We start from the raw sequence: 26,502 nt of genomic DNA, 5'->3' as shown, positions 1-26,502 counted from the left end.
GGTCAGCGCGAGGAGACCTCGCGCGCGAAGCGCTCCACCCACTGGGCGCGGTTCGGGACGATCTCGGCGGGGTCGAGCGTCTCGTAACCGGCCGCGATGGGGTCGGCCGCGATGTCGCCGACGACCTCGGTGATCTCGGCGGGAACGGTCGCGTCGAGCGCGACGGGCAGGTCGCCGACGATCTCGGCGGAGGCGGTCTGCGCCTCGACCGAGAGCAGGTAGTCGATGAACGCGTAGGCGCCCTCGACGTTCTCGGCGCCGCTGGGGATCATGGCGCGGTTGGTGGCCATGTACCGGCCCTCGACCGGGGCGGTCCAGGCGACCGGCTCACCCGAGGCGACGAGGTTCGTCGCGAAGCCGCTGAGGGCGTCGGCGGCGACGATCTCGCCCTGCGTCAGCAGGTTCGTGACCTCGGTCGACGAGGTGTAGAACTGCAGGATGCCGGGCGCCCACTCGCCGATGGTCTGGTAAGCGGTGTCGATGTCGTAGGGTCCGTCGCCGAAGGTCGCGGCCACGCCCGAGACGGCGAGCTGGCCCGCGGTGACCGCGATGTCGGGGAACGCGAGGTGCCCGCTGTAGGCGGGGTCGGCGTACAGCGACCAGTCGGCGGCCTGCTCGGCGGTGAGGTCGTCGGTGCTGTAGAGCGTGCCGTTGAGCTGGTAGCTGTAGGCCGGGCCGTTGTAACCCTCCTCGACCGCGAACTCGGCGATGGACGCGAGGTTCGGGACGTCGGACTCGTCGAAGTCCTGGAAGAGGTCCTGCTCCTGGCCGGATGCCGCGAAGGTGTCGGAGATCAGCATGACGTCGATGCCCGCGTCGCCGCCGGCGAGCTGCAGCTGCGACAGGCGGTCGGCGTTGGAGCCCGTCTCGATCTCGACGCGGATGCCGGTCTTCTCGGTGAAGGGATCGACGATCGCCTCCTGGAACTCCTCGACGCCGAAGGGGAAGGCGCTCACGACGATGGAGTCGGCCGAGCCGGACTCGTCGTCGGCGGCGCCCGAGCAGCCGGTGACGACGAGCGCCGTGGCGGCGAGGGCGGACGATGCCGCGAGCAGGCGGCTGGTGCGGGTGCGGATCATGCGGGGTCCTCTCGGGCTGCGGCGAGGCCGCGGCGGGTACGGGTCGTGCGGGCGGTGCTGGTGCTGCGGGTGGGTGCGGGGGTGCGGGTCAGGCGGCGAGGCGGATGAGACGTGCCTGCGGGGCCGAGACCGTGACGCGGTCGCCGGGCCGGGCGAGCACGGCCTCGTCGCGGACATCGGCGATCAGGCGGACGGTCTCGCCGGCGGCATCCGTGGTCTCGACGGTGACGTGCCGGTCGACGCCGCGGTAGGCGACATCCGTCACGACGCCGTCGAGGGTCAGGCCCGCGGCGCCGGGTGCGGCGCCGATGACGAGGTGCTCGGGCCGGACGGTCGTCAGCGCGCCGTCGGGCGCGGTGACGAAGTTCTCGTAGCCGAGGAACTCCGCGACGAAGCGGTTGGCGGGGGCCGTGAACACCGCGGAGGGCGCGCCCTCCTGCATGATGCGACCGTCGCGCATGAGCACCATGTTGTCGGACATCTCGAGCGCTTCGTCCTGGTCGTGCGTGACGAGCACGACCGTCAGGCCGGTCTCGGACTGGATGCGGCGGATCTCGGCGCGCATCTGCACGCGCAGGCGCGCGTCGAGGTTCGACAGCGGCTCGTCGAGCAGCAGCAGCGTCGGGCGGATCGCGATGGCACGCGCGAGGGCCACGCGCTGCTGCTGGCCGCCCGAGAGCTTCTTGGGCCGGCTCGCCGCGAGGTGACCGAGGCCGACGAGGTCGAGCGCCTCGTCGACGCGACGGCGACGCTCGGGCGCGGCGACCTTGCGCAGCTTCAGGCCGTAGCCGACGTTCTCGGCGACGGTCATGTGCGGGAACAGCGCGTAGGACTGGAACACCATGCCCAGGCCCCGCCGCTCGGGCGGCGTGCGCGTGGCGTCGGTGCCGGCGATCATGATGCGCCCCGACGTCGGCTGCGTGTAGCCGGCGAGCATGCGCAGCGACGTCGTCTTGCCGCAGCCGCTGGGCCCGAGCAGGGTTGTCAGCTGCCCCGACGGGATGGCCAGGTCGATGTCGTCGACGGCGGTGAAGTCGCCGAAGCGCTGGGTCACCCCGACGAACTCTGCTGCGGTGGTCATCGGTTGATTCCTCCGAAGATGCGGGCGAAGCCGACGGTGCGCTCGGCGATGACGGCGATGACGACGGTGCCCGCCAGGATGATGGTGCTGGTGGCGGCGACCATGGGGTCGTAGCTCTGCTGGACGTAGTCGAGCATCGTGACGGGGAGGGTGCGGAAGTCGCGGCTCTGCAGCAGCAGCGACAACGGCACGTTGTTGAACGACGTGACGAAGCTCAGCAGACCGGCCGAGAAGATGCCCGGTCGCAGCAGCGGCAGCGTCACGGTGAAGAAGGCCCGCAGCGGCGAGGCGCCGAGTCCGCGCGCCGCCTCTTCGATGCCCGGGTCGGCCAGCGCGAGCGAGGCCCCGGTGACGCGCACGGCGTACGGCAGCATCAGCACGGTGTGGCCGATGAGCAGCACCGGGAAGTTGTCGAGGCGCAGGCCGATCATGAGCTGCTGATACAGCGCGAGGCCGACGACGAGCTCGGGCACGATGAGCGGCGAGAGGAACAGTCCTTCGACCAGTCCCTTGCCGGGCAGCTTGCCGCGGTGGATCGCGAGCGTCACGGGCACACCGATCAGCAGCGCGAGCACGGTCGCGATCAGCGCGAGCTGCAGGCTCGACAGCAGCGCGCTGATGAACGGGTCGTAGTTCAGCGCCGCCTCGAACCACCGCAGCGAGAAGCCCTCGGGCGGGAAGCGCAGCGTGCGACCACCCGTGAACGCCGTCGCGACGACGAACAGGATCGGGACGATCATGATGACGTAGCCGGCGACGGCGAGGGATGCCGCGACCGGGCGACTCGTCTTCACGAGGTGGCCCCCCGTCGTCCGACGACGGCCGACAGACCCGACACGGCGAACACGAGCACCGTCATGATGATCGCGGTCGCACTCGCGGCAGCCCAGTCGATCGTGACGCTCGAGTACGAGTACAGCTGGGTCGACAGCATCCGCTGGCTCGACCCGCCGAGCAGGTACGGCGTCGTGTAGGCGGTGACGCTGCCGGCGAAGACGAGCGTCGCAGCGACGACCATGCCGGGCGCCGACAGCGGCACGACGATCCCCCAGAACGTGCGGGTGCGGCTCGCGCCGAGGCCGCGCGCGGCGTCATCCAGCCCGGGATCGACCTGGGCGACGGCGGAGTAGCACGAGATGATCGCCAGCGGCAGGAACAGCTGCGTGAGACCGAGCACGATCGCGAGCTCCGTGTACAGCAGCTGCGGCGCGCGGTCGACGAGCCCGAGCCCGGTCAGCAGCTGTCCGATCGCGCCGTTGGAGCCCAGCAGCACGAGCCACCCGAACGTGCGGACGACGTTGCTCAGCAGCAGCGGGAAGATCGCGAGCGCCAGCAGGACGCCGGCCCACCGCGAGGTCGAGCGTGCCAGCAGGTAGGCGATCGGAAAGCCGAGGACGATGCAGACGACGGTCACGATCAGCCCGAGACCGACGGTGCGGCCGATGATCGCGAGATCGAACGGGTCGGTCAGCATACGTCCGAGCCGGTCGAGGATGTCGAGCGGAGCGACCCCGGGAGGCGCGAAGAGCATCGCGATCGAGGGGATCAGGAACCCCGCCAGCAGGAGCGCCAGCCCGGGCAGGGCGAGCAATCCGGTGCGGCGTGAGACCACGAGCGAACTCCGTTCAAGCGGGAGGTGCGGGGGCGCAACCGGTTGTGCAACCGGTTGCTCCTACCGTAGGACCCGCGGGACGGCACCGTCGACCAATCGTGTAAACAACGTGTAAAACGACGTCGTCTGCCGGGCGCAACCGGTTGCTTCGGATCAGTAGGATGAGCCGACCGACCGCGATCGCGCGGCTCGCGGACGCCCGGAGGGAGTGCGGTGACGACCCTGGCCGATGTCGCCGCCCACGCGGGTGTGTCGAAGTCCACCGCCTCACGGGCTCTCAGCCGGCCCGACCTCGTCGCACCCGACACCGTCGCGCGCGTGCGCGCGGCCGCCGAGCAGCTCGGCTTCATCCCCAACCGGGCCGCCAGCCACCTCGCCCGGGGCCGCAGCGGCATCGTCGCGCTCGTGGTGCCGACGCTCGACAACGCCTTCTTCACCCCGATCATCGCCGGCGCGCAGGCGCGGGCGCGGGAGTCAGACCTGCAGCTGACGGTCGCCGTCCACCGTCTCGACGATGCCGACGGGCTGATCGAGCTCGAGCGTCTCGTGCGGCAGGTCGACGGCTGCGTGCTCGTGGCGCCGCGTGGGCCCGACGACATCGTGCGGGCCGTCGGCGCCTTCGGCCCGACCGTGCTCGTCGACCGCGAGATCGACGGGATGCCCTCGATCGTCGCCGACACCGCGACCGCCTTCGCCGATCTCGCCGGCCGTCTCGCCGACGCCGGCCACCGCGGCATCGCCTACCTGGGCGGACCGGAGGGATCCTGGCAGGACCGGCAGCGCACCGCGGCCATCGCGGCGGCGGTGGGCGACCGCGTGACGCTGACGACCCTCGGCCCCCTCCCCTCGACGTTCGCCGCGGGTGTCGCGACCGCCGATGCCGTCATCGACAGCGGTGCGACGGCGGTCGTGCCCTACGCGACGTCGATCGGCCTGGGCCTCGTGTTCGCGCTGCGGTCGCGCGGCGTCGCCTCGCCCGGCGACATCCTCGTCAGTGCGGAGCGCCTCGTCGCCCAGGCGATCGGCGCCGACGACGTCCCGGCGATCGATGTCGACGGCGACGAGCTCGGCCGCGAGGCCATGGCCGCGCTCATCCCCCTGCTCGACGCACCCCTCGACACCATCGCGCAGCGCCGCCTCGCGGTGTCGGTGCACTGGCCCGCCGCCGCGGCCCGCGCCGAGCACGCACCCGCTCGGCGATGACCCACCGCTGAGCGTGCGCGCTCGCGGCGACCGTGCGTGCTCGGCGGGGCGGCCGGACAGCTCAGGATGCCGCGAAGCGATCCGTCGCGGCGACGAGGGCGGCGGCGATGCCGGGCTCGGCGGCGGAGTGACCCGCGTCGTCGACCATCACGAACTCCGCGTCGGGCCAGGCCCGGTGCAGATCCCACGCCGTCATCGGCGGCGTGCACGCGTCGTAGCGCCCCTGCACGATGACCCCGGGGATGCCGCGGAGCGCGCCGGCCGCGGCATCCGCGATCAACTGCCCCTCGCGCAGCCACCCGCCGTGGAGGAAGTAGTGGTTCTCGATGCGGGCGAAGGCAGTGGCCGACTCCGATGCGGTCATGGCGTCGACGAGCTCGGGGTCGGGTCGCAGCGTCACGGTCGACGCCTCCCAGCGCGTCCACGCCTGCGCCGCCGGGACGTGCACGGCGGGGTCGGGATCGGTGAGCAGCCGGTGATACGCCTCGATCATGCGACTGCGCTCGATGACGGGCACCGGCGCAAGGTAGTCCTCCCACAGGTCGGGGAACAGCGCCGCCGCCCCGCCCTCGTAGAACCACTCCAACTCGTGCCGGCGCAGCGTGAAGATGCCGCGCAGCACGAGCTCGGACACGACCTCGGGATGCGACTGGGCGTAGGCCAGCGCGAGGGTCGAGCCCCACGATCCGCCGAAGACCTGCCAGCGAGCGATGCCGAAGTTGCGGCGCAGCAGCTCGAGGTCGGCGACGAGGTGCCACGTCGTGTTGAAGCGCAGCTCGGCCGCGGGATCGCTCGCGTGCGGGGTCGAGCGTCCGCATCCGCGCTGGTCGAACAGGATGATGCGGTACGCCTCGGGGTCGAAGAAGCGCCGATGCCATGGCGCCGTGCCGCCGCCGGGACCGCCGTGCAGGAACACGACCGGCTTGCCGTCGGGGTTGCCGGACTGCTCCCAGAACACCCGCTGCCCGTCGCCGGCCAGCAGGAAGCCCGTCTCGTACGGCTCGATCTCGGGATACAGGATGTCGGCCAGCGCGGCCGGCACGCTCACCGTGCGGCTCCGCGAACAGAGGCGCGATCGGGGTCGGTCATGCGTTTCACGGTACTGCCACGGCTGGCACGCTGCACGCGGGGTGCACGATCCGGCGCCGCTGCCCGCCGGTTCATTCGACGAGCCGGCGGGCGCGGAATCGGTCGCCCTCGTGCTCGAGCAGGACGACCTCGCCGTTGAGGATGCGTGGGCACCGCTGACCCGTCAGCCCCTCGATCGTCAGCCGGAGGAGCGTCCCGTGGGCGACGACGATCGCGCTTCCGCCCGCGTCGTGCACGGCGCGCACGGCCCGGATGCCGCGCTCCTGCGTCTGCGCGACCGATTCCGCCGCCGGATAGTCCTCGTCGGGCCAGCGGTGGCGCACCTCCGCCACGGCGAGGCCCTCCGCGGCCCCGTAATGCCGCTCGACCAGGTCGGGCTCGATGTCGCGGCGAGCGTCGGGCAGGTGCGCGCCGATGATGTCGGCCGTGTCGACGGCTCGGCGCAGCGGCGAGGAGACGATGCGGGTCCAGACGGCGGCGGCGAGCACGCGCCCGGCGGCATCCGCTTGGCTGCGTCCGACGTCGTCGAGGGCGATGTCGGAGCGCCCCTGCATCCGCCGCTCGAGGTTCCACGGGGTGCGGCCGTGCCGCACGAGGGCGAGGGTCATGCCGGCGTCGCGACGGGCGGCGCGGTAGGGGCTGCGGTGGCGACGGCGGCATCGTGCGGGTAGAACACGGCGTGCGCGACCTCGACCGCGACGCGATCGCCGACCTGCGGCCGCATCCCGTGGGTGCGCACGCGCAGCGTCATGCCGTGCCAGGCCACGACCACGTCGCTCCCCTCGGGGGTGAACAGCGTCGAGCGGACGGTCGCGTCATCCCCGGGCACGATCCGCACCGCGGCGGGCAGGATGGCTGCTGTCGCGGCGCTGCCGTCCGGCAGCGACAGGTCGCACGGCAGGGCGAGCGGGTGGTCGGTCGCACGGAAGCGTCCCGCCGCGACGTGCCCGTCGACGAGCGTCGCGTCGGAGAGGAACCGCGCGACGAACGGGCTGCCGGGTCGCTCGAGCAGCGTCTGCGGCGCCGCGATCTGCCGGATGCGGCCGGCGTCGAGGACCGCGACGCGGTCGGCGAGCGCGAGCGCCTCGGACCGGTCGTGCGTCACGTGGATGACGGTGAGCCCGAGCTCGCGCGTAAGGGTGTGCAGCTCGAGCCGCAGACGGTCGCGCAGCGGCTCGTCGAGCGCCGACAGCGCCTCGTCGAGCAGCAGCACCCGGGGGCGCCCGACGAGCGCGCGAGCCAGTGCGACCCGCTGCCGCTGTCCGCCCGAGAGGGTCGCGGGGTCACGCCGCTCGTACCCCGCGAGCCCGACCAGTTCGAGCGCCTCGGCGACGCGCCGCTGCCGTTCGAGGCGCGACACCCGCGCCCGTCGCAACGGGTACTCGACGTTGCGCGCGACGTTCCAGTGGGGCCAGACCGCGTGCTGCTGGAAGACCATCCCGAGCTCGCGCCGCTCCGGCGGCACCGAGACCGACCCGCCCGCGAGCTGACGGTCGCCGATGAGGATGCGGCCGGCGGTGGGCGTGAGGAACCCCGCGACGCTGCGCAGCAGGGTGGTCTTGCCCGAGCCCGAGGGGCCGACGAGCGCGATGAACTCACCGTCCGCGATGTCGAGGTCGATGTCGGCGAGGCCGAGCGTGCCGTTGCGGTAGCGCAGCGAGACGCTCTCGAGGGTGACGGATGCCATGACGGCCTTTCTGCTTAGACGGGGCGCCGGGTCGCGATGCCGATGACGGCGAGACCGACGAGGGCGACGATGAGCGACCACGCGGATGCCGTGCTGAACGCGCCGGCCTGCTGGAAGTTGAAGATGGCGACGCCGAGCGTCTGCGACCCCGGCGACAGCAGCAGCACCGACAGCGTCAGCTCGCGCACGGCCGTCACGGCGACGATGACGGCTCCGGCGACCGCGGCGGGCGTCGCCATGCGGGCGGAGATGTCGACGAGCGCGCGCAGGCGTCCGGCACCGGCGACCCGCGCCGCCTCCTCGGCGCTCGTGGGCGTCGCCGACAGGGGCGCGGCGACCGCCTGCACGACGAGGGCGGTGAACGAGGTGACGTAGGCGACGAGGATCAGCCACGGGGTGTTGAACAGGCCGAGCGCGGGAGCCAGGATGAGCCACGCGACGGCGATCACGATCCCGGGGATGGCCTGCGGCACCATCGCGACGGCGCCGAGCGCCCGCGACACGCGGCCGCCCGCGCGGGCGACGACCACACCGATGCCGAGGCCCAGCACGCCGCAGATCACCGCCGCGAGTGAGGCGAGCATGATCGAGTTCGCGGCACCGGCGAGCGCACTCGGCGTCGTCAGGGCGCGGACGAGGTGGTCGAGGGTGAGGTTCTCCCACGTCAGCGGCACCCCCGGTGCCCGCAGCAGCGTCTGCGTGAGCAGCGCGAGCAGGGGCAGCACCGTGATGACGAGCACGACCGCCCACGTCACGACGCCCGCACCGACGCGGGCGCGTCCGAGCGGCGTGCGCTCGGACACCGCGTTCGACGAGTCGAGCTCCCACCCGCGCCGCGCCAGGAGCGCGTCGGCGACGAGGGCCAGCAGGGCGAGCGCCAGCAGGACGACGCCGATCGTCGCGACCACCGCGAGCGGATCATCGACGGTGCCCGACTGCAGATAGCGGTAGACGAGGGTGGCGAGGGTGACGAACCGCTCGGGCAGGCCGATGATCGACGGGATGCCGAAGTCGGCGAGGTTGCCGACCGCGATGAGCACGAACGACGACACGAGCGCCGGCCGCAGCAGCGGCACCGTGACAGAGGTCAGCGCACGGGCCGGTCCCGCACCGCTGATGCGGGCGGCCTGCTCGAGGTCGGTGGGGATCCGGCGCAGCGCGGCCGAGACGATGAGCATCGCGATGGGATAGCTGTGGACGGTCAGCAGCAGGATGACCCCGTCGGCGCCGTAGATCGACCACAAGGGGCTGCCGAACGCGCTCCGCCACCACAGGTTCAGCGGACTGGTCGGGCCCGCGATCCCGAGCCAGGCGATGGCGCCGACGAAGGGCGGCATGAGCAGCGGGCTCAGGGCGAGCAGTCGCAGCGCCGTGCGGCCGGGGAAGTCGGTGCGATCGAGCAGCACCGCGAAGGTCGTGCCGATGACGACGGCCGCGACCGCCGACACCGTGGCCGAGAACAGGCTGTTCGCCCCCGCCTGCAGCACGTCCGCCTGCAGCAGCACCCCCAGCTGGTCGCCGCGGCTCGCCAGCACGAGCAGCGCTCCGATCGGCAGCAGGATGAGCCCGCCGCAGGCGGCCCACAGCGCGACGACCAGCGCGTCGACGCCGTCGGCGCGCCGGCGGACCGCCCCGCGGGCTCGGGTGACCGAGCCCGCGGGGAGGAGAGAAGTCGAGGTCATCGAAGGAACAGCGACCGGAACGTCTCGACGGCGGCATCCTGAGTGCTGCGGATCGTCTCGAGGTCGGGCGAGAGGATCGTGATCTCGTCCATCGCCGGGGCGCCCTCGGGCGTGCCGACGTCCGACCGCACCGGCAGGTAGGACTGCTCGACGGCCAGCTTCTGACCCTCTTCGCTGACGAGGAAGTCGACGAACGCCTGCGCGGCCTCGGCCTGCTCGGTGTCGGCGAAGATGCCGACGGGCTGCGACACGTACGGCACGCCCTCGCTCGGGTACGACACCGCGATGGGCGAGCCCTGCTCAGCGAGTTCGCGCACGAGGTAGTCGACGACGATGCCCACCGGCTGCGCGCCCGTCGCGACCGCCTGCGACACCGGGCCGTTGCTGTCGGCGATCACGGGGTTGTTCTCGGCGAGCGCCGTCATCCACTCCTCGCCCAGCTGCTCGTCGTCGAGCCACACCGCCGCGTTGTACGCGGCCGCTCCCGACACATCGGGGTTGGGCATGACGATCTGGTCGGCGTAGGCGGCGTCGGTCAGCGCCTGCCACGACTCGGGCGCCTCGGTGATGATGCCGGTGTTGTAGGCGATGATGGTCGGGATGATGCGGGTGCCCGTGTAGAAGCCCTCGGCGTCGACGACGTCGGGGTTCAGCGCCTCGACGTCGGCCGGGGTGTACTCGAGCAGCAGGCCCTCGGCCGCATAGCCCTCGAACGTGCCGGCGTCCGCGGCGAGGAACACGTCGGCCTGGATGCCGCCGGACTCGCGCTCGGTCGCGACGCGCGTGGTCAGGTCGCCGGTGCCGGCGCGGAACACCTCGACGGTGATCTCGGGGTGGACCTCGCCGAAGGCGGCGACGAGCTCGTCGGCCTTCTCCTGCGGCTCGGACGTGTAGAGCGTGATCGTGGCGGGCTCGAGCGCACCGGCGGCGGGCTCGGCCGTGGCGGCCGGGGCCGTGCTCGACGAGCAGCCCGCGAGGGCGATCGCGGCGACGCCGAGGAGAGCGAGGGGAACGGTGGAGCGCATGCGTGACATGGGGGTCCTATCGGGTGTCATCGGGTGAGGAGGGAGGAGAAGATCGGGGCGGGAGAGTCGAGGCCGACGTTCGTGACGGTGACGCCGTCGGGCAGCAGGTGCACGAGCGAGAACATCGCGAGGTCGTGTCCGCTGACCCGGTCGGGTCCGGCGTCCATGACCTGGTGGTAGGCGAGCGAGGGGCCGACCGAGATCGGGATGCCGCGCAGCGTGGCCGACAGCGGATGGTGGAAGTGCCCCGCCAGCACGGCACGCACGTCCGAGCCGGCGATCGCGTCGAGGAAGGCGTCGGCGTCGCGCAATCCCGCGCGGGCGAGCGTCGGCAGCGGCGAGCCGAGCGGGGCGTGGTGCATCGCGATGACGGTGCCGGCGCCGTGCGGGGTGCGCAGGACCTCGCCGAGCCAGGCGCGCTGCGCGTCGCCCAGCTCGCCGGTCGAGCTGTCGAGCAGCACGAAGCGCAGCTCGTCGACGAGCTCGACCCGGTGATGCGATTGCCCGTGGCCCCGCAGGATGTGCGCGGCGGCGGGCTCGTCGTGGTTGCCGAGCGCCGTCAGCACGGGAACGCCCGTGACCTCGGCCAGCTGCGCGAGCGCGTCGCGCAGGGCGGGGTAGGCCGCAGCGTGACCGCGCTGGACGAGGTCACCGGTCACCACGATGGCCTCGGGCGTGATGCCCGCGTCGCGGACGTAGGCGCCGACCATGCACAGGCGCTCGATGCCGTCGACCGCGTCGTAGAGGCGGCCGTCGACGGTGGCGTGCACGTCGCTCAGGTGCAGGACGGTGAGTCGCCCGGTCGCGCGGCTCATGCCGCACCGCCGTTCTTGCGCCGCAGGGCCGTCATCTGCTCGTCGCGCAGCCCGTGGTCGCGGAGGTATCGCTCGGCGCCGCCGAGCTCGTCGATGACCGCCAGAGCGTGGGCGATCGCCTCGGGCGGGCTCTCGAGGTGCAGACGCAGGACGCCCGCGCGGTCGGCCCCCGGCAGCCCCTGGGCGATGAGCTCGGCGTGCGCCGCGCGGATGGGACGCACGTGCGGTGCCGACAGGACGTAGTCGGCGACGATCTCGTCCGCCGTCGCGCCGGCAGCGCGCCGCGCGAGCGCGACGACCAGTCCCGTGCGGTCCTTGCCCGCGGTGCAGTGCACCAGCGCCGCACCGTCGGCCTCGGCCACGACGCCGACGGCTCGGGCCAGCGCGTGGCCGCGCTCGCGCAGCAGGTGCTCGTAGATCGCCTCGAGCCCGCCCGTGGCCGGCGGCTCCGTGCCGTAGAGCGGCACCGAACGGACCGGGATGCCGTGGCGCACGGGCCCGTGCTCCGAGGGTTCGCGCAGGTCGAGGATGACCGAGACGCCCAGCTCGGCCAAGGCGGCTGCCCCCGCGTCGGTCAGTGCCTCCGGCGCTCCGGAGCGGACGAGCCACGGTGCGCGGGCCCGCGTCGCGCGGACGTTGAACAGCCCGTCGATGTCAATCGCGAGCATCGGACCCGGCGTTCGTTACGTTCGTTACATCACTCACGGAACGCGATTACAGCCGTTCGACGTCACGGGATGCTGGCACGCCGGTGACGCGCCGCTGACGGCGAAGTGAACGGTCGGGGCTACTCCTCGGCGATGGCGTCCGCCACGACGTGGCGCATGCCGGCGGCATCCGTCGGCGTGATGCCGTCGGCGAGAGCGGAATGCAGCGCGTGGAGGACGACCGTGTGCCCGATGCGCGCGAGGAAGGGATCGACGTCATGCGCGGCCGCGGCCGGCCCCGTCGCGACGACCACGTTCGCCAGCCGCCCGAGCGGCGACCGGGCGAAGCTCGTGACCGCTGCCACCGATGCGCCCCGGTCGCGGGCGGCCGCGGCGGCGCGGAGGGTCTGCACGTTGGCCCCCGAATAGCTGAGGGCGAAGCACAGGTCGTGTTCGCCCAGCGAGGCGACGGCGAACTGCTGCGCCAGCGGGTCGATCGGGGCCTCGACCGCCCGACCGAGGGTGCTCAGGCGCATCGCGAAGTCCTGCAGGGGCGGTCCCGAGAATCCGTTGCTCACGAGCACGACCCGCCGCGCCTCGCGCAGCAGCTCGACCGTCGCGCCGACGCTCGCCGGGCTGACGCTCTCTTGCGCGAGCCGCACCGCTTCGACGGCGTCGTCGAAGGCACCCGAGGCGACGTCGTCGCCGTCACGGGCCTTCATCGGCGCCGACCGCGCGAGCTCGAGACGCAGATGCTGGAAGCCGCGGAAGCCCAGACTCTGGCAGGCGCGGATGACGGTCGCCGTCGACGTGCCCGCGGCCTGCGCCAGCTCCGCCGTCGACCATTCGACGACCTCGTCGGCGCGTTCGACGATGAGCGCGGCGACCTTCGCCTCGCTCGGACCGAGCAGCGACGCGGACGAGCGGATGCGCGCCAGCACGCTGAGTTCGGGGCGGGAGATCGTCATGGCCGTCCTTGCGGTCGAGGGAGTCGAGTTCCGACCGAATGTAACGTCTTCGCGGAAACTCCCGGATGAACGACGGGAATAGGCTCGGCACATGGACGCCACCACCGTCACCGTCACGGGCGCCGCCGGCCAGATCGGCTACGCGCTGCTGTTCCGCATCGCCGCCGGCGAGATGCTCGGCCCCGACCGTCCCATCCGTCTGCGCCTGCTCGAGATCCCGGCCGGCGTACGCGCCGCCGAGGGCACGGCCCTCGAGCTGCAGGACGGCGCCTTCCCGCTGCTGCGCTCGGTCGACGTCACCGACGACGCCCGCACGGGCTTCGCGGGAGCCGAGATCGCGATGCTCGTGGGCGCGCGGCCGCGGACCGCGGGCATGGAGCGGGGCGACCTGCTCGCCGCCAACGCGGGCATCTTCGGCCCACAGGGCGCCGCGATCGCCGCCGCCGCGGCATCCGATGTCCGGGTTCTCGTGGTGGGCAACCCCGCCAACACGAACGCGCTCATCGCCGCCTCGGCCGCCGAGGGCGTGCCGGCCGACCGCTTCAGCGCGATGACCCGGCTCGACCACGAGCGCGCCGTCGCCCAGCTCGCCGCCCGGCTCGAGGTGCCGGTGACCGACATCGAGGGCGTCGTGATCTGGGGCAACCACTCCGCGACGCAGTTCCCCGACGTCGCCTCGGCGAGCGTCGGGGGCCGGCCCGCATTCGAGGTACTCGCCGAACGTCTCGGCGGGACGGATGCCGCACAGCGGTGGCTCGACGACGAGTTCGTGCCGCGCGTGGCCAAGCGTGGCGCCGAGATCATCGCGGTGCGCGGTGCGTCATCGGCCGCCTCGGCTGCCAACGCCGCGCTCCGACACGTCCGCGATGAGGTTCTGGGCACGGGCGGACGCCGGACCTCGGCGGCCGTGGTCTCGCGCGGCGAGTACGGCGTGCCCGCGGGGCTGGTGTGCTCGTTCCCCGTCACGAGCAACGGGTCGGGGTACCGGGTCGTCCCCGGGCTCGACCTCGACGACCGGGGCCGGTCGCGCCTGGATGCCTCGGTCGCCGAGCTCGTCGACGAGCGCGAGGCCGTGCAGGCCCTCGGCATCCTCTGAGGTCGCGCCCGGATGGAGCTGCTCACCGGACTGATCCTCGGCGTCGTCGTCATCGCGTTCTCGACGTCGCTGTCTCAGAAGCTGGGCGTCGCGGGGCCGCTCATCCTCGTGGCGGTCGGTCTCGCGGCGTCGTGGCTGCCGATCCTCGGGCCGTTCGAGGTCGACCCCGAGCTCATCCTCGTCGGCGTGCTGCCTCCCCTGCTCTACGCCGCGGCGGTCCGCCTTCCGGCGGTCGAGTTCCGTCGCGACCTCCCCTCGATCTCCGGGCTCGCCGTCGCGCTGGTCGTCGTCAGCGCGCTCGCGATCGGCGGGTTCCTCACGCTCGTCCTGCCTCAGGTCGGTTTCCCCCTCGCCGTCGCGCTCGGCGCGGTGCTCAGCCCGAGCGATGCGGTCGCGACCTCCATCGTCAAGCGCCTGGGCATCTCGCCCCGCGTCGTGACGATCCTCGAGGGCGAGAGCCTCATCAACGACGCGACGGCGCTCGTGCTGCTGCGCAGCGCCATCGCCGCCGTCGCCGGCGGCTTCGCGTTCGCCGACACCGTCGGGACGTTCGTGTGGGGCATCGTCGCGGCCGTCGCCGTCGGCGTGGTCGTGGGGCTGCTCAACCTGCGCATCCGCGCGCGCATGAACACCGTCGCGGCGACCGCTCTGGGCTTCGTCGTGCCCTTCGTCGCGTACCTGCCCACCGAGCACCTCGGCGGATCGGGACTGGTGGCCGCGGTGGCCGCGGGCATCACGACGGGCCAGGGCGCGGCACGACGCTTCACCGCGGAGCAGCGCGTGTCGGACGAGATCAACTGGCGCACCGTCGAGCTCATGCTCGAGGGCGGCGTGTTCCTCATCATGGGCCTCGAGCTGCGCGGCATCCTCGACGACAACACCGAGCAGCAGAACGGTCCCGGCACGGCGGTGCTGCTCGCGCTGGCCTCCCTGGCGATCCTGCTCGTCATCCGCGCCGCGTACGTCGCGGCGCTCATCTTCGCGCAGGGGCGCCGCGCCCGCACCCGCCAGCGCGAACGCCTCGAGCTCATCTCCGACCGGCTCGACAACCTGCCGGCCGGATTCGGCGAGCGCACCGGGCACCCCGGCGCGGCGCGTCGTCGCCTGCACAGCATGCGCAGTCGGCTCACCCGCGCGTTCCACGACCTCGACTATTACGAGGCGTCGCCACTGGGGTGGAAGCACGGCACCATCATCGTGTGGGCCGGTATGCGCGGCGTCGTCACCCTCGCCGCCGCCCAGACGCTGCCGCGCGACACCCCCGACCGCGAGCTGCTCATCCTCACCGCCTTCCTCGTCGCGGTGATCAGCCTGCTGCTGCAGGGGCTGACGCTGCCCGGCCTCGTCCGGCTGCTGCGCATCCCGAGCGCGGGTGACGACACGACGCTGCTGCGCGAAGAGCACGAGGCGCTCGACGAGGCCCTGCGCTCGGCGGCAGCCGAACGACTCGCCGACCCCACCCTCGCGCTCGAGCACGGCGGCACGTGGGACGACCGGACGCTCACGATCGCGCGACGGCGGCTCGAGCAGGGGGCGGACGAGGATGCCGGCGCCCAGGCGCGCGAGCTGCAGCTGCTGGTCATCACGACGATGCGCGCGCGACTGCTCGAGCTCGCGAGTGAGGGCGCCTTCTCGTCCGAGGTGCTGCGGGAGTCGCAGCGCCGGTTGGACGCGCAGCAGGTGAGCCTCGAGATGCGCCGGAATGATCTCTGACGCGACGACGTGGTGAAAACCGTTCTCGCGTCGGCGACAATGAGAGGGTGAGCACCCCGACCGACGACGACCGCACGACGCGCCCCGCGGCCGACTACGCCGAGACGCGCACGATCGCCCTGCCCGACGCGGCCACCGACGAGCTGCCCGACAGCTTCGCCGCACTGCAGCCCAGCCCCGCGTGGTGGGCGGCCCGTCCGGCCGGCGCGCGCCTGGTCGGCCTCGTCGTGTCGCGGGATGACATGCCGAGCATCGTCGCGCAGCGTGACGCGCTCGCGCAGTTCGGCGTTCCGATCGAGGGGTTCCGCCATCCCGCGCCCGAGACCGGCGAGAGCTGGCAGGAGCGGCTGTCCCGCCTGTTCGGCCACCTGACCGCGGGTGACGTCGTCGTCGTCTCGGACGTCCACGCCCTCGGCCGCGACGCCGACGAGGAGACCCGCACGATCGCCGAGCTGCGGCGACGGTCGGTCATCGTGAAGGTGCTCGGCTCGCGCCGAGGCTGAACCCCGCTCAGCCCGTCGCGGTCGAATCGCCGGCGACGAGATCACCCGCGAGGCGGTGCAGGCCCGGTTCGTACGCTTGACCCTCGATGACGTCGGCGAGGTGCGCCGCCGCGCGCGCCCCGAGGTCGCTGAGACGGAAGTCGATCGTGGTCAGGCTCTGGTCGTCCTGGCCGGTGAGGCCGGAGAGGTTGTCCATGCCGGTGATCGCGACGTCCACCGGAACGCGGATGCCGGCCTCGGACAGCGTCGCGATGACCGCACGGGCGATGGTGTCGTTGCCGCAGCACACCGCGTCGAAGGCCTCACCCGACGCGAGCAGGCGCTCGGCCGCCGCGCGCCCCCACCCCCGCGACCAGTCGCCGCGCAGCACGAGCCCGGGTGCGAGCTCGAGCCCGGCGGCGGCGAGTGCGGCGCCGAGGCCGTCCGCGCGATCCCGCGCCGAGTGGTCGTCGGCCGACGCGGTGATGTGGGCGATACGGCGGCGGCCGGAGGCGAGAAGGTGCTCGCCCGCCCGCTGGCCGGCCGCATAGCCGTCATGTACGAACGAGGCGTCCGCCGCGTCATCCGAGATGCCGTAGACGTAGACGACCGGGGCGGGGAAACCGGCGGTCACCGACCGGATCTCCGAACCGGAGCCGTCACCGACGACCAGAAGGCCGTCGATGCTGCGCGCCCGCAGCTTGCGGACGGTGGCCGCCAGCACGGTGCGGTCCAGGTGCGAGTCAGTCACGAGCACCGACAGGTCGCGGGTGCCGAGGGTCGTCGTGGCGCCCGTGAGGACCGGCATCGTGAACGCGCCCGGGGCGTTCATCGTGAGGACCCCGACCGTGGCGCTCCGCCCCTGCACGAGGAACTGCCCGAGGGCGTTGGGCTGGAAGTCGAGGCGTTCCGCCGCCTCGAAGATGCGCTGGCGCGTCGCGTCGGAGGCCTTGCCCTGACCGCGCAGCACCTTCGACACCGTCGACACCGAGACGCCGGCGACTGCCGCAACGTCACGGAGGGAAATCGCTTTTCTCGCCATCTCGCTACGAGTCTATGACGTCGCCTCCGGCGAGACGGCGCGCCGTCGGTCGACGCGGAGCGACACCACCGACACGAGGCTCTCCCCCGCCCCGACGGCGAGGCTGCCGAGCGCGTCCACCGGCGTGCCGTAGGGGTCGGACGCGGGCTCGAGGCCGACAGCATCCATGGCGCCCCACCAGGGAAAGCCCGACGAGCCGCGCTGCTCCTGCCACACGTACAGGCGCGGGTGCATGGCCGCGTCCCAGGTCACCGTGATCTCGATGCCGGCGTGGGGCGCGGCGATCGTGACCGCGCCGGCTGGGGCGGCGATGTCGCAGAAGGATGCCGCCGGCGCGGCGCCGAGGCCGAGGTCCCGGTCGCCGCTGCGCACGATCGAGCCCTCGCGGAACAGGTCGCCCGCGAACGCCGGGTGCTCCGCCCACCCCACCTCGACCGGCGCGGGGCCGTGGTTCCGCACCTCGGTCTCGATCACGAGCGTGTTCGCGTGCACCGACATCCGCCGCTCGATCGCGAGCGGAAGGGTGCGCAGGGCGACCGAGGCTCGGCAGGTGTCGCCGCTGCTCGCGAGTCGCCACGTGCGCCACGCTGCCTCACCGTGGAAGGGCTGCGGCGGCGACACGGCCGCCGGGCTGTCGCCCGCTCGCGGCAGCAACAGGTGCCAACCGCCGCGATAGGCGCGATGCCACTGCGCGCTCGAATCCGCCATCACGAAGCCGTCGGCGGGGTCGTCCGCCCACGGGGTCGAGGCCAGCAGCTCGCGACCGGTCGGCAGATGCGTCAGCGAGGCGATGCGGGCGCCGTCGGCCTCGACGACCAGGGCGAGGTCGTCCGACCCGATGCGCGCCCGCCTCACACCGGCCGCCGGAGCGATGCGACCAGGCCCCGCACGCGGTCGACCGGTTCGCGGAACAGCCCGCCTCCGATCCCGACCGCAACGGCGCCGGCGGCGATCCAGTCGGCGGCGTCGGCGACCCCGATCCCGCCGGTCGGCATGATCGCGACCTCCGGCAGGACATCGCGGACGGCGCGCAGATGCCCGATCCCGCCGCTCGCCGCGGGGAAGAGCTTCGCCATCCCGCTCGTACCGGCGGCCGCACGAAGCTCGGTCGGGGTGAACCCGCCGGCGATGAAGGGGACGTCACCGGCGGCCGCTCGCACGTCGGCGTCGACGACCGTCGGCGACACGACGAAGCGCGCACCGGCGCCCCGGGCGACGTCGGCCTGAGCCGCGGTCGTGATGGTGCCTGCCCCGAGCAGGACGTGGGTGAAGGTCGAGTCGGCGGCCAGCTCGGCGAGCACGCGGTCCCACCCCGGCGTGGTCGCGGTGATCTCGAGCACCGGCAGCTCGGCGCGCTGCGCGAACTCGACCTGCCGGCGCAGCTCGGACTCCGACGGCGCCCGCAGCACGGCGACGACGGCGGCGGCGCCGAGTGCGGCGCGCACGTCGACGGTCATCGCCCGGCCTCCGTCTGCTCGCGCTGCGCCGCCTCGAACGCATCGAGCTCGGCGCGCCGCGGGAACCCGCCGTGATCGCGGGGGTCGGCCACGACCCGGGCCGCGCACCACGCCGACACCGGCAGGGCCGCGTCGACCGTGTAGCCCCGGAGCGTGCACGAGATCCACGCCGCAGCGAAGGCGTCGCCCGCACCCACCGGATGCGTGGGCGGGGCGACGACCGACGCGGGTGTGAAGCGTCGCCCGCCGGCATCACCCGCCATCGCCCCGCGCCCGCCGAGCTTGACCACGACGACGCGCGGACCGCGGCGGGCGAGCGCGCCGATCGCGGCATCCGTCGACGTCGTGCCCGTCAGCACGCGGGCCTCGTCCTCGTTGCAGAAGAACGTGTCGACCACGTCGAGCCAGTCGTCGATGACCGCGCGCAGCTCGTCCTCCGTCATCAACTGCGGCCGGTGATTGGCGTCGAGCGAGATCGGGATGCCGCGCATCGACGCTTCGTGGAGAACGTTCTCGAACAGGCCCTTCGGCCCCGCGCCCAGGGCCGGCGTGATGCACGTCGCGTGCAACCAGGCGGCCCCCTCGAGCATCGCGGCGGAAAGGCCGTCCGAGCGCAGGCGGCTGGCCGCGCTCGTGGCGCGGTAGTGCTCGGAGCGGATGTCGTCGCCCTCGCGGCGCTGCTTCACGATCAGGCCGGTCTGCTCCCCCGGGGCGGGCACGACGAAGCGGTCGTCGATTCCCTCCGCGCGGAGGGTCTCGCGCACGAGCCCGGCGAACGCGTCGTCGCCGAGCCGCGACGCCCAGGTCACGTCGTGTCCGAGCCGGGCGAGCCCGACCGCGGTGTTGAGTTCTGCGCCGGCGACCGACGCCGGGCCGAGAACGCCGGTGTCGTCGACCTCGGTGGTGGCGAGTGCCTCGCCGAACGTCACGATCCGCCCGCTCATCGGTCGCCCTCGCTGCCGGCGCGCCGCAGCACGAACAGCGCGTCGCCGGTGAACTCCGACTGCTCGAGCCGGATGCCGCCGTCGACCGGGCTCCAGCGGGCGGCGTCGGGCCGTCGGGCCGCCAGGTCGTGCACGTTCACCTCGAGCCCGTCGGCATCCGGGATCGCGAGGGTGAGCGCGAAGGGCGTCGGCGCGTACACCGCGATCGCTCCGTCGGCGGTGCGACCGGCGACCGCACCGGACGGCTCGGACCCGAGCAGGTCGGGTGCCGCGTCGAGGCCCCACAGCCGTTCACCGTCGACGACCCGGCGTAGGTAGGCGACGTCCTCGGCTCCGGGGAACGCCGCCGCAACCGAGAACGGGAACGGCGCCCCGTGCACGTCTTCGGCTGAGAACCCCTCGCCTCGGCGATGCCACGACCAGACGCCGTGCGCGCCGTAGCCGAGGCCCGCGGCCGCCCCCGACACCACGCCGGTCCAGCTGGCGCGACGGACGTCGGCCGCCGAGTGGCGTGCGGCGCCGCGGAACCGCCCGAGGCCCTCGTAGCAGGGCTCGAGGTTCATGATCGGTCGCGCGACCTCGAGCGCACTGTAGTAGCGGGTGAGGTCCGCCGGCAGAGTCTCCCAGGCCTCGTTGTGGCCCGACTGGAGCGCGTGGACATCGACGAGTCCGCCGTCGGCCAGGGGCTGCGGCATCCGCGCGGTCGGAGTGTCGTGCCAGGTGACGAGCTGTTCGGGCGCGACCTCGCGCAACAGCGCCGCCACCGAGCTGTACCGCTCGAGCGCCGTCTCGTCGTCGAGGTCGTCATCGCCCGAGACGATCCAGATCGGATCGAACCGCCGGAACCGCGCCACGGTCTCACGGACGTAGGTGTCGGTCTGCTCCGCGCTCAGGACGTGGTCGGGCGTCAGGCGCGAGCCCCACGTGCCGGGCACGAAGTTGTTCCACAGCAGCACGAGCATCGGCGTGAAGCCGCGCTCGCGAGCCTGCGCGAGCATCCGCTCGGCGACGGTCCAGTAGTCGGGGTCGCCGGCGCCGAAGTCGACGGCACCGTCGCGCAGCGCGTACGGCGAGCGCGTGCCGGTCGAACGGTCGTGCTCGATGGGCAGCACGCTGATGAGCAACGCGTTGAACCCCTGTCGACGTCGCAGCTCGAGGTGGTCGAGCCATTCGTTCTCGGTGGGCCCGCCGAAAGCCGCCCAGACGGTATCGGCCAGAAGGAACGTCGGTTCGCCGCCATTCAGCAGCCAGCGCCCCGAGGGCGCGATCGACCACGTGGTCATGGATCTCTTTCGGGTTCGAGGGGTCGAAGGTTCGGGAGCGGGGCGGTCAGGGGGCGATGAGAGCGCCGTCGGGCGCGCGGACGCCCGCCGCCCAGGCGTCGTGCCCGGAGATCCCGGCGGGGAACCGGGCGGCCGCCGCTTCGTCGAGGTCGATGCCCCATCCCGGGGCGTCGTTGGGGGTCAGCCACCCGTCGACGATGTCGATCATCCCGGGGAAGACCTCGTGGGTCTCGTCGTTGTAGACGTGCCCCTCCTGGATGCCGAAGGCCGGCGAGGTCACGTCCAGCGCGACAGCCGCGGCGACCGCGAACGGCGACGCGTCTCCGGGCGAATGCCACGCGGTGCGCACACCCTCGACATCGGCGAGGACGGCGAGCCGCCGGGCGGCGCTGACCCCGCCGACATCCGAGAGGTGACTGCGGATGAAGTCGACGTGGTGATCGCGAATCAGCCGCGCGGCGTCGGTGAACGACGTCGCGAGCTCGCCGACGGCGAGGGGTACCGGCGACGCCGCCCGCACCTCGGCGAGCCGGTGCCAGTGCTCGGGCGCGAGCACATCCTCGAGGAAGAAGGGGCGGTAGGGCTCCAGCGAGCGCGCCAGCGCCACCGCCGTCGCCGGAGTCAGGCGCGAGTGCACGTCGTGCAGCAGCTCGACCCCATCGCCCAGAGCGTCGCGCACGTGGGCGAACAGCTGCGGGGTGCGGACGAGGTAGTCCTCGACGCGCCAACCCGCGGGATTCTTCGCCCACGCGAACGAACCCATCGCCGGCGGAGCGCCGTAGTGGCCGATCCCCTGCTGGCCCGTTTGGATGCGCACGTGGCGCAGACCAGCCGCCATGAGCTCGCGCGCATGCGCCGTGGTCTCGTCGAGATCGGCCCCCTCGGCGTGCAGGTAGGTGTCGGCAGCCGCGCGCACCCGTCCGCCGAACAGTTCGTACACCGGCATCCCGGCGCGCTTCCCGGCGATGTCCCACAACGCCATGTCGATTCCCGACAGGGCGTTGTTGCCGACCGGCCCCTCGCGCCAGTACCCGGTGAACCGCACCAGCCGCAGCAGATCCTCGATGTCGCCGGGGTACCGGCCGACGAGCAGCGGACGCAGGTGGTCGAGGAAGGCCACCACGGCCTGCCACCGCTGCGTGAAGGTGGCGCAGCCGTACCCCCAGAGGCCGTCCTGATCGGTGTCGACGCGGACCACGACGAGCGGGATGCCCTCGGGTGCCGTCACGATGGCCCGCACGTCCGTGATGCGCACCTTCTCGCGCGGGATCCAGGGCTGGTCGAAAGTCGTGCGCGCTGCGGCGGTCATCGGTCGCTCCTCACGAGTGCCGGGTAGGGGGTCGCGGTGCCGTCGTGGATCGACTCGCGAGGCTCGAAACCGAGCACCGTGCGCGCCGTCGTCAGGTCGACGAGAGCGTGATGCCCCTCGACGCCGATCGGCGGTTCGACGGCGGGCGCGAAGCGACGCAGCAACTCGGCCGTGGGCTCGTCGAGCAGGGTGTCGCGGGCGCTCAGTGGCACGACCGCGGCCCCCGCGGCATCCGTCCACAGCGCCAGCTCGACGGCGCGCACCGCGTCGGTCATCGTCAGGTAGGCCCAGCCCTCGCGGGCCATCCGCGCGGGATCCGCGCGGACCTCGTCGGCGACCTCGCGCAGGACGTGCGGCCATTTCACCAGCGGGAACCGCAGCGCGACGACGTCGATGCCGTACCGGCGGTGCGCGTACCGGGCCGTCGCCTCGTCGGCGAGCTTGGACAGCGAATAGGCGTCGGCGATGTCGGGGGGCGTCGCGGCGTCGAGAGGGAACGACGGCGGGAAGGTGTCGTGGGGATTGTTCGGATAGCCGATCGCGTTGATGCTGCTGGCGATTACCGCGCGTCGCACCCCCGTCTCGGCAGCGCGAGTGAGCACGTTGAAGGTCGCCGCGGTGTTGACCCGGAAGACGTCGTACGGCGTGCCGAGGCTCGGATGCGGGATGGCGGCGAAGTGCGCGACGGCGTCGACCTCGCGCATGGCCTCCGCCACGTCGTCGCGCGAGGTGGCATCGCCGATGATGCGCCGGTCGGCAGGATGGTCCGCCGCGATGGCGAGAGACAGTGCCGTCACCCGGTGTCCCGCCGCGACAAGCGATTCGCTGACGGCGCGGCCGATCTCGCCGTCGGCGCCCGTGACGAGGATGCGGCTCATCCCTTGACCCCGCCCGCCATGCTCGCGCCGCGCAGGAACTGCCGCTGGAAGATCAGGAACAGCGCCACCGGGATGAGGAGGGAGAGGAAGAGCGCGGCCATCTGCACGCTCAACTCCGTCTGATCGGCCAGTCGGGGCAGAGCCACCGACACCGGCTGCTTGTCGGGGTCGGGCAGCACGAGGAGGGGCCACAGGTAGTCCTTCCACGACGCCACGACGGTCAGCAGCCCCACGACCCCGAGGATCGGGCGCGACAGGGGCAGGACGATGCTCCACAGGATGCGGAGGGGGCCGGCGCCGTCGATGCGCGCCGCCTCGTAGAGATCGGCGGGGATCGCCTCGAGGAAACGGGCGATGATGAGCACGTTGAAGGCGGTCGCACCCGCGGGCAGCCACACCGCCCACCAGGTGTTGATCAGCGAGACCCCCACCACCGGCAGCTCACGGACCGTCAGGTAGAGCGGCACGAGCGAGACGATCGACGGGATGAACAAGGTGGCGAGGATCGCGCCCGAGAGGATCTTGCCCCACCGCGGCCGCAGCACCGTGATGACGAACGCGGCGGTGGTCGAGACGACCAGCGTCACCACGACGGACCCCGCCGCGAGGATGGCGGTGTTGGTCAGGTAGTGGCCGATCCGGCCGCGCTCCCACGCGATCGCGAGGTTCTCCCACTGCACGACGCCGCTGGAGAAGAACGAGAACGGGCCGCGGATGAGGTCCTGCGTGGGCGACACCGCGGCGAGCGCGAGCCACACCAGCGGGCCGAGCCCGGCGACGAGCAGAGCCGCCAGCACCACGGTCTGACCGATGCCGAGCCACACTCGCACGGAGGGGCGACGACGGTCGCTGTCGGAGATGTTCGTGCGCGAGAGCGGCTCGGGGGCGACGGGGCCGCGCCGGCTCGGGAGAAGTGCGCTCATGCTCGGCTCCAGCGTCGTGTCAGGCGGAAATAGAGCAGCGACAGCAGGCCGAGCGACCCGGCGAGCAGCACGCTCAGCGCGGTGGCCGCACCGTAGTCGACCCGGACGAAGGCGTAGTCGTAGATCGTCATGAGCAGCGTCTTGGTCGCTCCCTGCGGTCCGCCGCCGGTGAAGAGGAACGGCTCGGTGAAGATCTGCATCGTGCCGATGATCTGCAGCAGCAGCATCGTCGCGATGATCCCGCGCATCTGCGGCAGGGTGACGTGCCACACGCGGCGCCAGATGCCGGCGCCGTCGAGCTCGGCCGCTTCGTACAGCTCCGAGGGGATGCTGGTGAGGGCGGCGATGTAGATGATGATCGCCGTGCCCGCGCCGGCCCACGTGGTCTCGAGGACGATGGACGGCATGGCCGTCGCCGTCGAGTTCAGCCACGGCAGCGGTCCGATGCCGACCCATCCGAGCACCGTGTTGAACAGGCCGTCGGCGTCGGGCGCGTAGAAGAACTTCCACAGCAGGATCGCCACGACCGGGGGCACCATGACCGGCAGGTATGCCAGAGCACTGAAGTACCAGCTGCGCGATCGCATCTCGGAGATGAAGACGGCGAGCGCCAGCGGCACGGGGAAGCCGAACAGCACCGCGAGACCGGTGTAGTAGAGGGTGTTCAGCGTCGCCTGCGGCAGGCCGGGATCGGCGAGGACGTAGGCGAAGTTCTCCCATCCGACGAAAGTGCTCTCGCCGCCGATGACGACGCGCTGCACGCTCATCGCGAGCGAGCTGGCGATCGGCCCCCACGAGAAGTAGAGGAAGACGATGATCGCGGGCGCGGCGATCGCGAGTGCGGTCAGGCCCGGCCGCCAGCGGCCTCGCCGCCGCGGCGCGGCAGGCTCGGGGGATGCGGGGGCGGGCGTCGTCGCCCGGGTCCGCTGTCTCACGTCGGTCATGGGGTCCTCCGGTCGGGGGTGGGCCGGCTTCCGCCGACCCACCCCGTCGGGTCAGCGGCTCAGGCGGGACTGGACGTCGCTCTGAGCGGTGGAGAGGAGAGCCGGGATGTCGGCGCCCTTGTCGGTGAGCACCGTCTGGATGACGGTGTCGAGGGCGCCGTACACCTCCTGGGCGTTGTTCACCGGTTCGGGCACGATCGGGATGTCCGCCGATGCCTCGAGGTAGGGGGTGAAGTTCTCGCTCGGGACGTTGATGTAGTCGGCGATCCACGTGAAGTACTCGGCGTACTGCTCGGCGTTCACGACGGGCAGTCCGGGCAGGCCGGTGACCGAGCCCGCCTCGTTCGAGGCGCGGGCGTCGTCGACGGCGGTGTCCTGGTCGAGGAAGCGCTCGAGGTAGAAGAACTCCACCCACTTCACGGCGGCGGCCTTCTCCTCGTCGCTCGCGTTCGGGTTGACGATCTGCACCGTGCCGCCGCTCAGCGTGCCCTGCACGCCGTCGGACTGCGGCATCCCGCCGATGCCGAACTGCTCGGCCGGCAGCTTGAGGTTCTGGACGACGTTGTAGTACGAATCGCTCGCGCCGAGGATCATGCCGATCTTCCCCGCCGCGAAGTCCTGGCCCTGCGACTGGACGTCGTAGAGCGTGTTCTCGGGCAACGTGCCGTCGTCCCACCGCATCGCCTGCAGCAGTTCGAGGGCATCGGCCGACGGGGTGTCGTCGAAGGTGGCCTTCGAGCCGTCCTCGTTCTCGACCGTCCCGCCGAACGAGTACGTCATGCCCGTGAACTGCCAGCCACCGGTGTTGGCCGTCGTCAGCATCGAGAAGCCGGCGGCGTCGGTCGCGTCGCTGATCTTCTTCGCCGCGGCCCGCACCTCGTCCCACGTCGTCGGCGGGTTCTCGGGGTCGAGGCCGGCCTGGGCGAAGAGGTCGCGGTTGTAGACGAGCCCGAACGAGTACGCGTTGGTCGGGATCGCGAAGACGCGGTCCTCGCTGTTCTTCGTCAGCGCGAGGATCGTCGGGTTCAGCGCCTCGAGCAGGCCTTCGCTTTCCAGCGCGTCGGTGATGTCCGCCGCCTGGTTGCGCTTGATGAGGCCCTGCGGCTCGGTGAGCGGGACGCTCATGACGTCGGGCAGGCTGCCGCCGGCGGCGAGGGCCTGGAACGTCGAGGCGTCGTAGCCCGTCTCGACGGGCTGCAGGTCGATGTCGGGGTTCGCCTTCTCGAACGCGGCAACACGCTCGTCGAAGTAGGCGCGGTCCTCCGGGCGGTCGGCGGTCGGGCGGTCGCCGACCTCGATCGCGACGGTGCCGTCGGCGGGCGCGGACGCGTCGCTGCTGCAGCCCGCGAGGGCGGCGACGGACAGTCCGCCGACGGCGATCGCCGCCGCGACGGAACGGAAACGTTTCGTCATTGAAACTCCTTGTGGTGAAGGGCAAGCAGGAAAAACGATTGCTCCCCGATGTCTAGCACCCTTCGACCATGCGCGTCAAAACCGATTCTCACGAGTCGCTCAGCTCGCGGAAGATCCGGCGTCCCTGCAC

Annotated in this window: 26 protein-coding genes; 4 read left to right on the top strand and 22 right to left on the bottom strand. The window is 72.4% G+C overall.

Going from position 1 to position 26,502, the window contains the following annotated elements; translation table 11 throughout:
- Positions 1-2 precede the first annotated feature (2 nt).
- The 4 genes from PUW82_RS03355 to PUW82_RS03340 form a co-directional block, all read right to left on the bottom strand.
- Positions 3-1,079: an extracellular solute-binding protein gene (locus PUW82_RS03355; protein ID WP_274220923.1), complete on the bottom strand. Its 1,077-nt coding sequence runs from the start codon at positions 1,077-1,079 to the stop codon at positions 3-5.
- 88 nt (positions 1,080-1,167) lie between these two features.
- Positions 1,168-2,160 (bottom strand): ABC transporter ATP-binding protein, encoded by a 993-nt coding sequence (locus PUW82_RS03350; protein WP_274220922.1) that lies wholly within the window; start codon positions 2,158-2,160, stop codon positions 1,168-1,170.
- Positions 2,157-2,954: an ABC transporter permease gene (locus PUW82_RS03345; protein WP_274220921.1), complete on the bottom strand. Its 798-nt coding sequence runs from the start codon at positions 2,952-2,954 to the stop codon at positions 2,157-2,159. Before PUW82_RS03345 ends, PUW82_RS03350 begins: the two co-directional genes overlap by 4 nt.
- Positions 2,951-3,772, bottom strand: coding sequence for an ABC transporter permease (locus PUW82_RS03340; RefSeq protein WP_274220920.1), 822 nt, complete (start codon positions 3,770-3,772; stop codon positions 2,951-2,953). The genes PUW82_RS03345 and PUW82_RS03340 overlap by 4 nt, the downstream gene beginning before the upstream one ends.
- 213 nt (positions 3,773-3,985) lie before the next feature.
- Here PUW82_RS03340 and PUW82_RS03335 point away from each other — a divergent pair, with 213 nt between their 5' ends.
- Positions 3,986-4,975 (top strand): LacI family DNA-binding transcriptional regulator, encoded by a 990-nt coding sequence (locus PUW82_RS03335; protein ID WP_274220919.1) that lies wholly within the window; start codon positions 3,986-3,988, stop codon positions 4,973-4,975.
- 61 nt (positions 4,976-5,036) lie between these two features.
- On the opposite strand, the gene pip is transcribed toward PUW82_RS03335, so the two are convergent.
- The 8 genes from pip to PUW82_RS03295 form a co-directional block, all read right to left on the bottom strand.
- Positions 5,037-6,023 (bottom strand): prolyl aminopeptidase, encoded by a 987-nt coding sequence (gene pip / locus PUW82_RS03330; protein ID WP_274220918.1) that lies wholly within the window; start codon positions 6,021-6,023, stop codon positions 5,037-5,039.
- A gap of 112 nt (positions 6,024-6,135) precedes the next feature.
- Complete coding sequence (locus tag PUW82_RS03325) at positions 6,136-6,672, bottom strand: histidine phosphatase family protein (RefSeq protein ID WP_274220917.1); 537 nt, start codon at positions 6,670-6,672, stop codon at positions 6,136-6,138.
- The gene (locus PUW82_RS03320) at positions 6,669-7,751 is read right to left on the bottom strand and encodes an ABC transporter ATP-binding protein (protein ID WP_274220916.1); all 1,083 of its coding nucleotides are present in this window, start codon (positions 7,749-7,751) and stop codon (positions 6,669-6,671) included. The genes PUW82_RS03325 and PUW82_RS03320 overlap by 4 nt, the downstream gene beginning before the upstream one ends.
- A gap of 14 nt (positions 7,752-7,765) precedes the next feature.
- The gene (locus PUW82_RS03315) at positions 7,766-9,433 is read right to left on the bottom strand and encodes an ABC transporter permease (protein ID WP_274220915.1); all 1,668 of its coding nucleotides are present in this window, start codon (positions 9,431-9,433) and stop codon (positions 7,766-7,768) included.
- Entirely contained in the window at positions 9,430-10,467 is a 1,038-nt protein-coding gene (locus tag PUW82_RS03310) for an ABC transporter substrate-binding protein (protein ID WP_274220914.1), read from the bottom strand. The genes PUW82_RS03315 and PUW82_RS03310 overlap by 4 nt, the downstream gene beginning before the upstream one ends.
- A 17-nt stretch (positions 10,468-10,484) precedes the next feature.
- A complete protein-coding gene (locus PUW82_RS03305; RefSeq protein ID WP_274220913.1) occupies positions 10,485-11,273 on the bottom strand; it encodes a metallophosphoesterase family protein in 789 nt (262 codons plus the stop codon).
- Complete coding sequence (locus PUW82_RS03300) at positions 11,270-11,941, bottom strand: tyrosine-protein phosphatase (protein WP_274220912.1); 672 nt, start codon at positions 11,939-11,941, stop codon at positions 11,270-11,272. Before PUW82_RS03300 ends, PUW82_RS03305 begins: the two co-directional genes overlap by 4 nt.
- A 119-nt stretch (positions 11,942-12,060) precedes the next feature.
- Positions 12,061-12,888, bottom strand: a complete 828-nt coding sequence (locus tag PUW82_RS03295) for a MurR/RpiR family transcriptional regulator (RefSeq protein ID WP_274220911.1) — start codon at positions 12,886-12,888, stop codon at positions 12,061-12,063.
- Between the two features lie 91 nt (positions 12,889-12,979).
- Here PUW82_RS03295 and PUW82_RS03290 point away from each other — a divergent pair, with 91 nt between their 5' ends.
- Genes PUW82_RS03290 through PUW82_RS03280 form a run of 3 tightly spaced genes read left to right on the top strand, consistent with a single transcriptional unit; the run spans position 12,980 to position 16,200 of the window.
- On the top strand, positions 12,980-13,984 hold the full coding sequence (locus tag PUW82_RS03290) for a malate dehydrogenase (protein ID WP_274220910.1): 1,005 nt from the start codon (positions 12,980-12,982) through the stop codon (positions 13,982-13,984).
- Between the two features lie 12 nt (positions 13,985-13,996).
- Complete coding sequence (locus PUW82_RS03285) at positions 13,997-15,697, top strand: cation:proton antiporter (RefSeq protein ID WP_274220909.1); 1,701 nt, start codon at positions 13,997-13,999, stop codon at positions 15,695-15,697.
- Positions 15,698-15,744: 47 nt separating this feature from the next.
- Complete coding sequence (locus tag PUW82_RS03280; RefSeq protein WP_274220908.1) at positions 15,745-16,200, top strand: recombinase family protein; 456 nt, start codon at positions 15,745-15,747, stop codon at positions 16,198-16,200.
- A gap of 7 nt (positions 16,201-16,207) precedes the next feature.
- Here the strand turns inward: PUW82_RS03280 and PUW82_RS03275 are convergent, their stop codons facing one another.
- Genes PUW82_RS03275 through PUW82_RS03230 form a run of 10 tightly spaced genes read right to left on the bottom strand, consistent with a single transcriptional unit; the run spans position 16,208 to position 26,372 of the window.
- Complete coding sequence (locus PUW82_RS03275) at positions 16,208-17,221, bottom strand: LacI family DNA-binding transcriptional regulator (RefSeq protein WP_274220907.1); 1,014 nt, start codon at positions 17,219-17,221, stop codon at positions 16,208-16,210.
- A 12-nt stretch (positions 17,222-17,233) separates the two neighbouring features.
- Positions 17,234-18,076, bottom strand: a complete 843-nt coding sequence (locus tag PUW82_RS03270) for an aldose epimerase family protein (protein WP_274220906.1) — start codon at positions 18,074-18,076, stop codon at positions 17,234-17,236.
- Positions 18,073-18,678: a bifunctional 4-hydroxy-2-oxoglutarate aldolase/2-dehydro-3-deoxy-phosphogluconate aldolase gene (locus PUW82_RS03265; protein ID WP_274220905.1), complete on the bottom strand. Its 606-nt coding sequence runs from the start codon at positions 18,676-18,678 to the stop codon at positions 18,073-18,075. Before PUW82_RS03265 ends, PUW82_RS03270 begins: the two co-directional genes overlap by 4 nt.
- Positions 18,675-19,622, bottom strand: coding sequence for a sugar kinase (locus tag PUW82_RS03260; protein ID WP_274220904.1), 948 nt, complete (start codon positions 19,620-19,622; stop codon positions 18,675-18,677). Before PUW82_RS03260 ends, PUW82_RS03265 begins: the two co-directional genes overlap by 4 nt.
- Entirely contained in the window at positions 19,619-20,905 is a 1,287-nt protein-coding gene (locus PUW82_RS03255; protein ID WP_274220903.1) for an apiosidase-like domain-containing protein, read from the bottom strand. Before PUW82_RS03255 ends, PUW82_RS03260 begins: the two co-directional genes overlap by 4 nt.
- 46 nt (positions 20,906-20,951) lie before the next feature.
- Positions 20,952-22,214 carry an enolase C-terminal domain-like protein gene (locus tag PUW82_RS03250; RefSeq protein WP_274220902.1) on the bottom strand — a complete coding sequence of 421 codons (1,263 nt, stop codon included), beginning with the start codon at positions 22,212-22,214 and terminating at the stop codon, positions 20,952-20,954.
- Positions 22,211-23,092, bottom strand: a complete 882-nt coding sequence (locus tag PUW82_RS03245) for an NAD-dependent epimerase/dehydratase family protein (protein ID WP_274220901.1) — start codon at positions 23,090-23,092, stop codon at positions 22,211-22,213. The genes PUW82_RS03250 and PUW82_RS03245 overlap by 4 nt, the downstream gene beginning before the upstream one ends.
- Entirely contained in the window at positions 23,089-24,015 is a 927-nt protein-coding gene (locus PUW82_RS03240) for a carbohydrate ABC transporter permease (RefSeq protein WP_274220900.1), read from the bottom strand. The genes PUW82_RS03245 and PUW82_RS03240 overlap by 4 nt, the downstream gene beginning before the upstream one ends.
- Entirely contained in the window at positions 24,012-24,959 is a 948-nt protein-coding gene (locus tag PUW82_RS03235; protein ID WP_274220899.1) for a carbohydrate ABC transporter permease, read from the bottom strand. Before PUW82_RS03235 ends, PUW82_RS03240 begins: the two co-directional genes overlap by 4 nt.
- A 51-nt stretch (positions 24,960-25,010) precedes the next feature.
- A complete protein-coding gene (locus tag PUW82_RS03230) occupies positions 25,011-26,372 on the bottom strand; it encodes an extracellular solute-binding protein (protein ID WP_274220898.1) in 1,362 nt (453 codons plus the stop codon).
- Positions 26,373-26,502 lie beyond the last annotated feature (130 nt).

Origin of the sequence: Microbacterium thalli (genome assembly GCF_028737325.1) — a bacterium.
Taxonomy (GTDB): Bacteria; Actinomycetota; Actinomycetes; order Actinomycetales; family Microbacteriaceae; genus Microbacterium; species Microbacterium thalli.
Note: the sequence above shows the minus strand (reverse complement) of the source record. Positions and strands in the feature narration are given on the sequence as shown.

What these genes read in the sequence shown, in the direction of transcription:
- PUW82_RS03355 (WP_274220923.1), bottom strand. Translation starts at nt 1,079, where the DNA reads ATGATCCGCACCCGCACCAGCCGCCTGCTCGCGGCATCGTCCGCCCTC.
- PUW82_RS03350 (WP_274220922.1), bottom strand. Translation starts at nt 2,160, where the DNA reads ATGACCACCGCAGCAGAGTTCGTCGGGGTGACCCAGCGCTTCGGCGAC.
- PUW82_RS03325 (WP_274220917.1), bottom strand. Translation starts at nt 6,672, where the DNA reads ATGACCCTCGCCCTCGTGCGGCACGGCCGCACCCCGTGGAACCTCGAG.
- PUW82_RS03320 (WP_274220916.1), bottom strand. Translation starts at nt 7,751, where the DNA reads ATGGCATCCGTCACCCTCGAGAGCGTCTCGCTGCGCTACCGCAACGGC.
- PUW82_RS03315 (WP_274220915.1), bottom strand. Translation starts at nt 9,433, where the DNA reads ATGACCTCGACTTCTCTCCTCCCCGCGGGCTCGGTCACCCGAGCCCGC.
- PUW82_RS03310 (WP_274220914.1), bottom strand. Translation starts at nt 10,467, where the DNA reads ATGTCACGCATGCGCTCCACCGTTCCCCTCGCTCTCCTCGGCGTCGCC.
- PUW82_RS03305 (WP_274220913.1), bottom strand. Translation starts at nt 11,273, where the DNA reads ATGAGCCGCGCGACCGGGCGACTCACCGTCCTGCACCTGAGCGACGTG.
- PUW82_RS03300 (WP_274220912.1), bottom strand. Translation starts at nt 11,941, where the DNA reads ATGCTCGCGATTGACATCGACGGGCTGTTCAACGTCCGCGCGACGCGG.
- PUW82_RS03295 (WP_274220911.1), bottom strand. Translation starts at nt 12,888, where the DNA reads ATGACGATCTCCCGCCCCGAACTCAGCGTGCTGGCGCGCATCCGCTCG.
- PUW82_RS03290 (WP_274220910.1), top strand. Translation starts at nt 12,980, where the DNA reads ATGGACGCCACCACCGTCACCGTCACGGGCGCCGCCGGCCAGATCGGC.
- PUW82_RS03285 (WP_274220909.1), top strand. Translation starts at nt 13,997, where the DNA reads ATGGAGCTGCTCACCGGACTGATCCTCGGCGTCGTCGTCATCGCGTTC.
- PUW82_RS03275 (WP_274220907.1), bottom strand. Translation starts at nt 17,221, where the DNA reads ATGGCGAGAAAAGCGATTTCCCTCCGTGACGTTGCGGCAGTCGCCGGC.
- PUW82_RS03265 (WP_274220905.1), bottom strand. Translation starts at nt 18,678, where the DNA reads ATGACCGTCGACGTGCGCGCCGCACTCGGCGCCGCCGCCGTCGTCGCC.
- PUW82_RS03260 (WP_274220904.1), bottom strand. Translation starts at nt 19,622, where the DNA reads ATGAGCGGGCGGATCGTGACGTTCGGCGAGGCACTCGCCACCACCGAG.
- PUW82_RS03255 (WP_274220903.1), bottom strand. Translation starts at nt 20,905, where the DNA reads ATGACCACGTGGTCGATCGCGCCCTCGGGGCGCTGGCTGCTGAATGGC.
- PUW82_RS03250 (WP_274220902.1), bottom strand. Translation starts at nt 22,214, where the DNA reads ATGACCGCCGCAGCGCGCACGACTTTCGACCAGCCCTGGATCCCGCGC.
- PUW82_RS03245 (WP_274220901.1), bottom strand. Translation starts at nt 23,092, where the DNA reads ATGAGCCGCATCCTCGTCACGGGCGCCGACGGCGAGATCGGCCGCGCC.
- PUW82_RS03240 (WP_274220900.1), bottom strand. Translation starts at nt 24,015, where the DNA reads ATGAGCGCACTTCTCCCGAGCCGGCGCGGCCCCGTCGCCCCCGAGCCG.
- PUW82_RS03235 (WP_274220899.1), bottom strand. Translation starts at nt 24,959, where the DNA reads ATGACCGACGTGAGACAGCGGACCCGGGCGACGACGCCCGCCCCCGCA.
- PUW82_RS03230 (WP_274220898.1), bottom strand. Translation starts at nt 26,372, where the DNA reads ATGACGAAACGTTTCCGTTCCGTCGCGGCGGCGATCGCCGTCGGCGGA.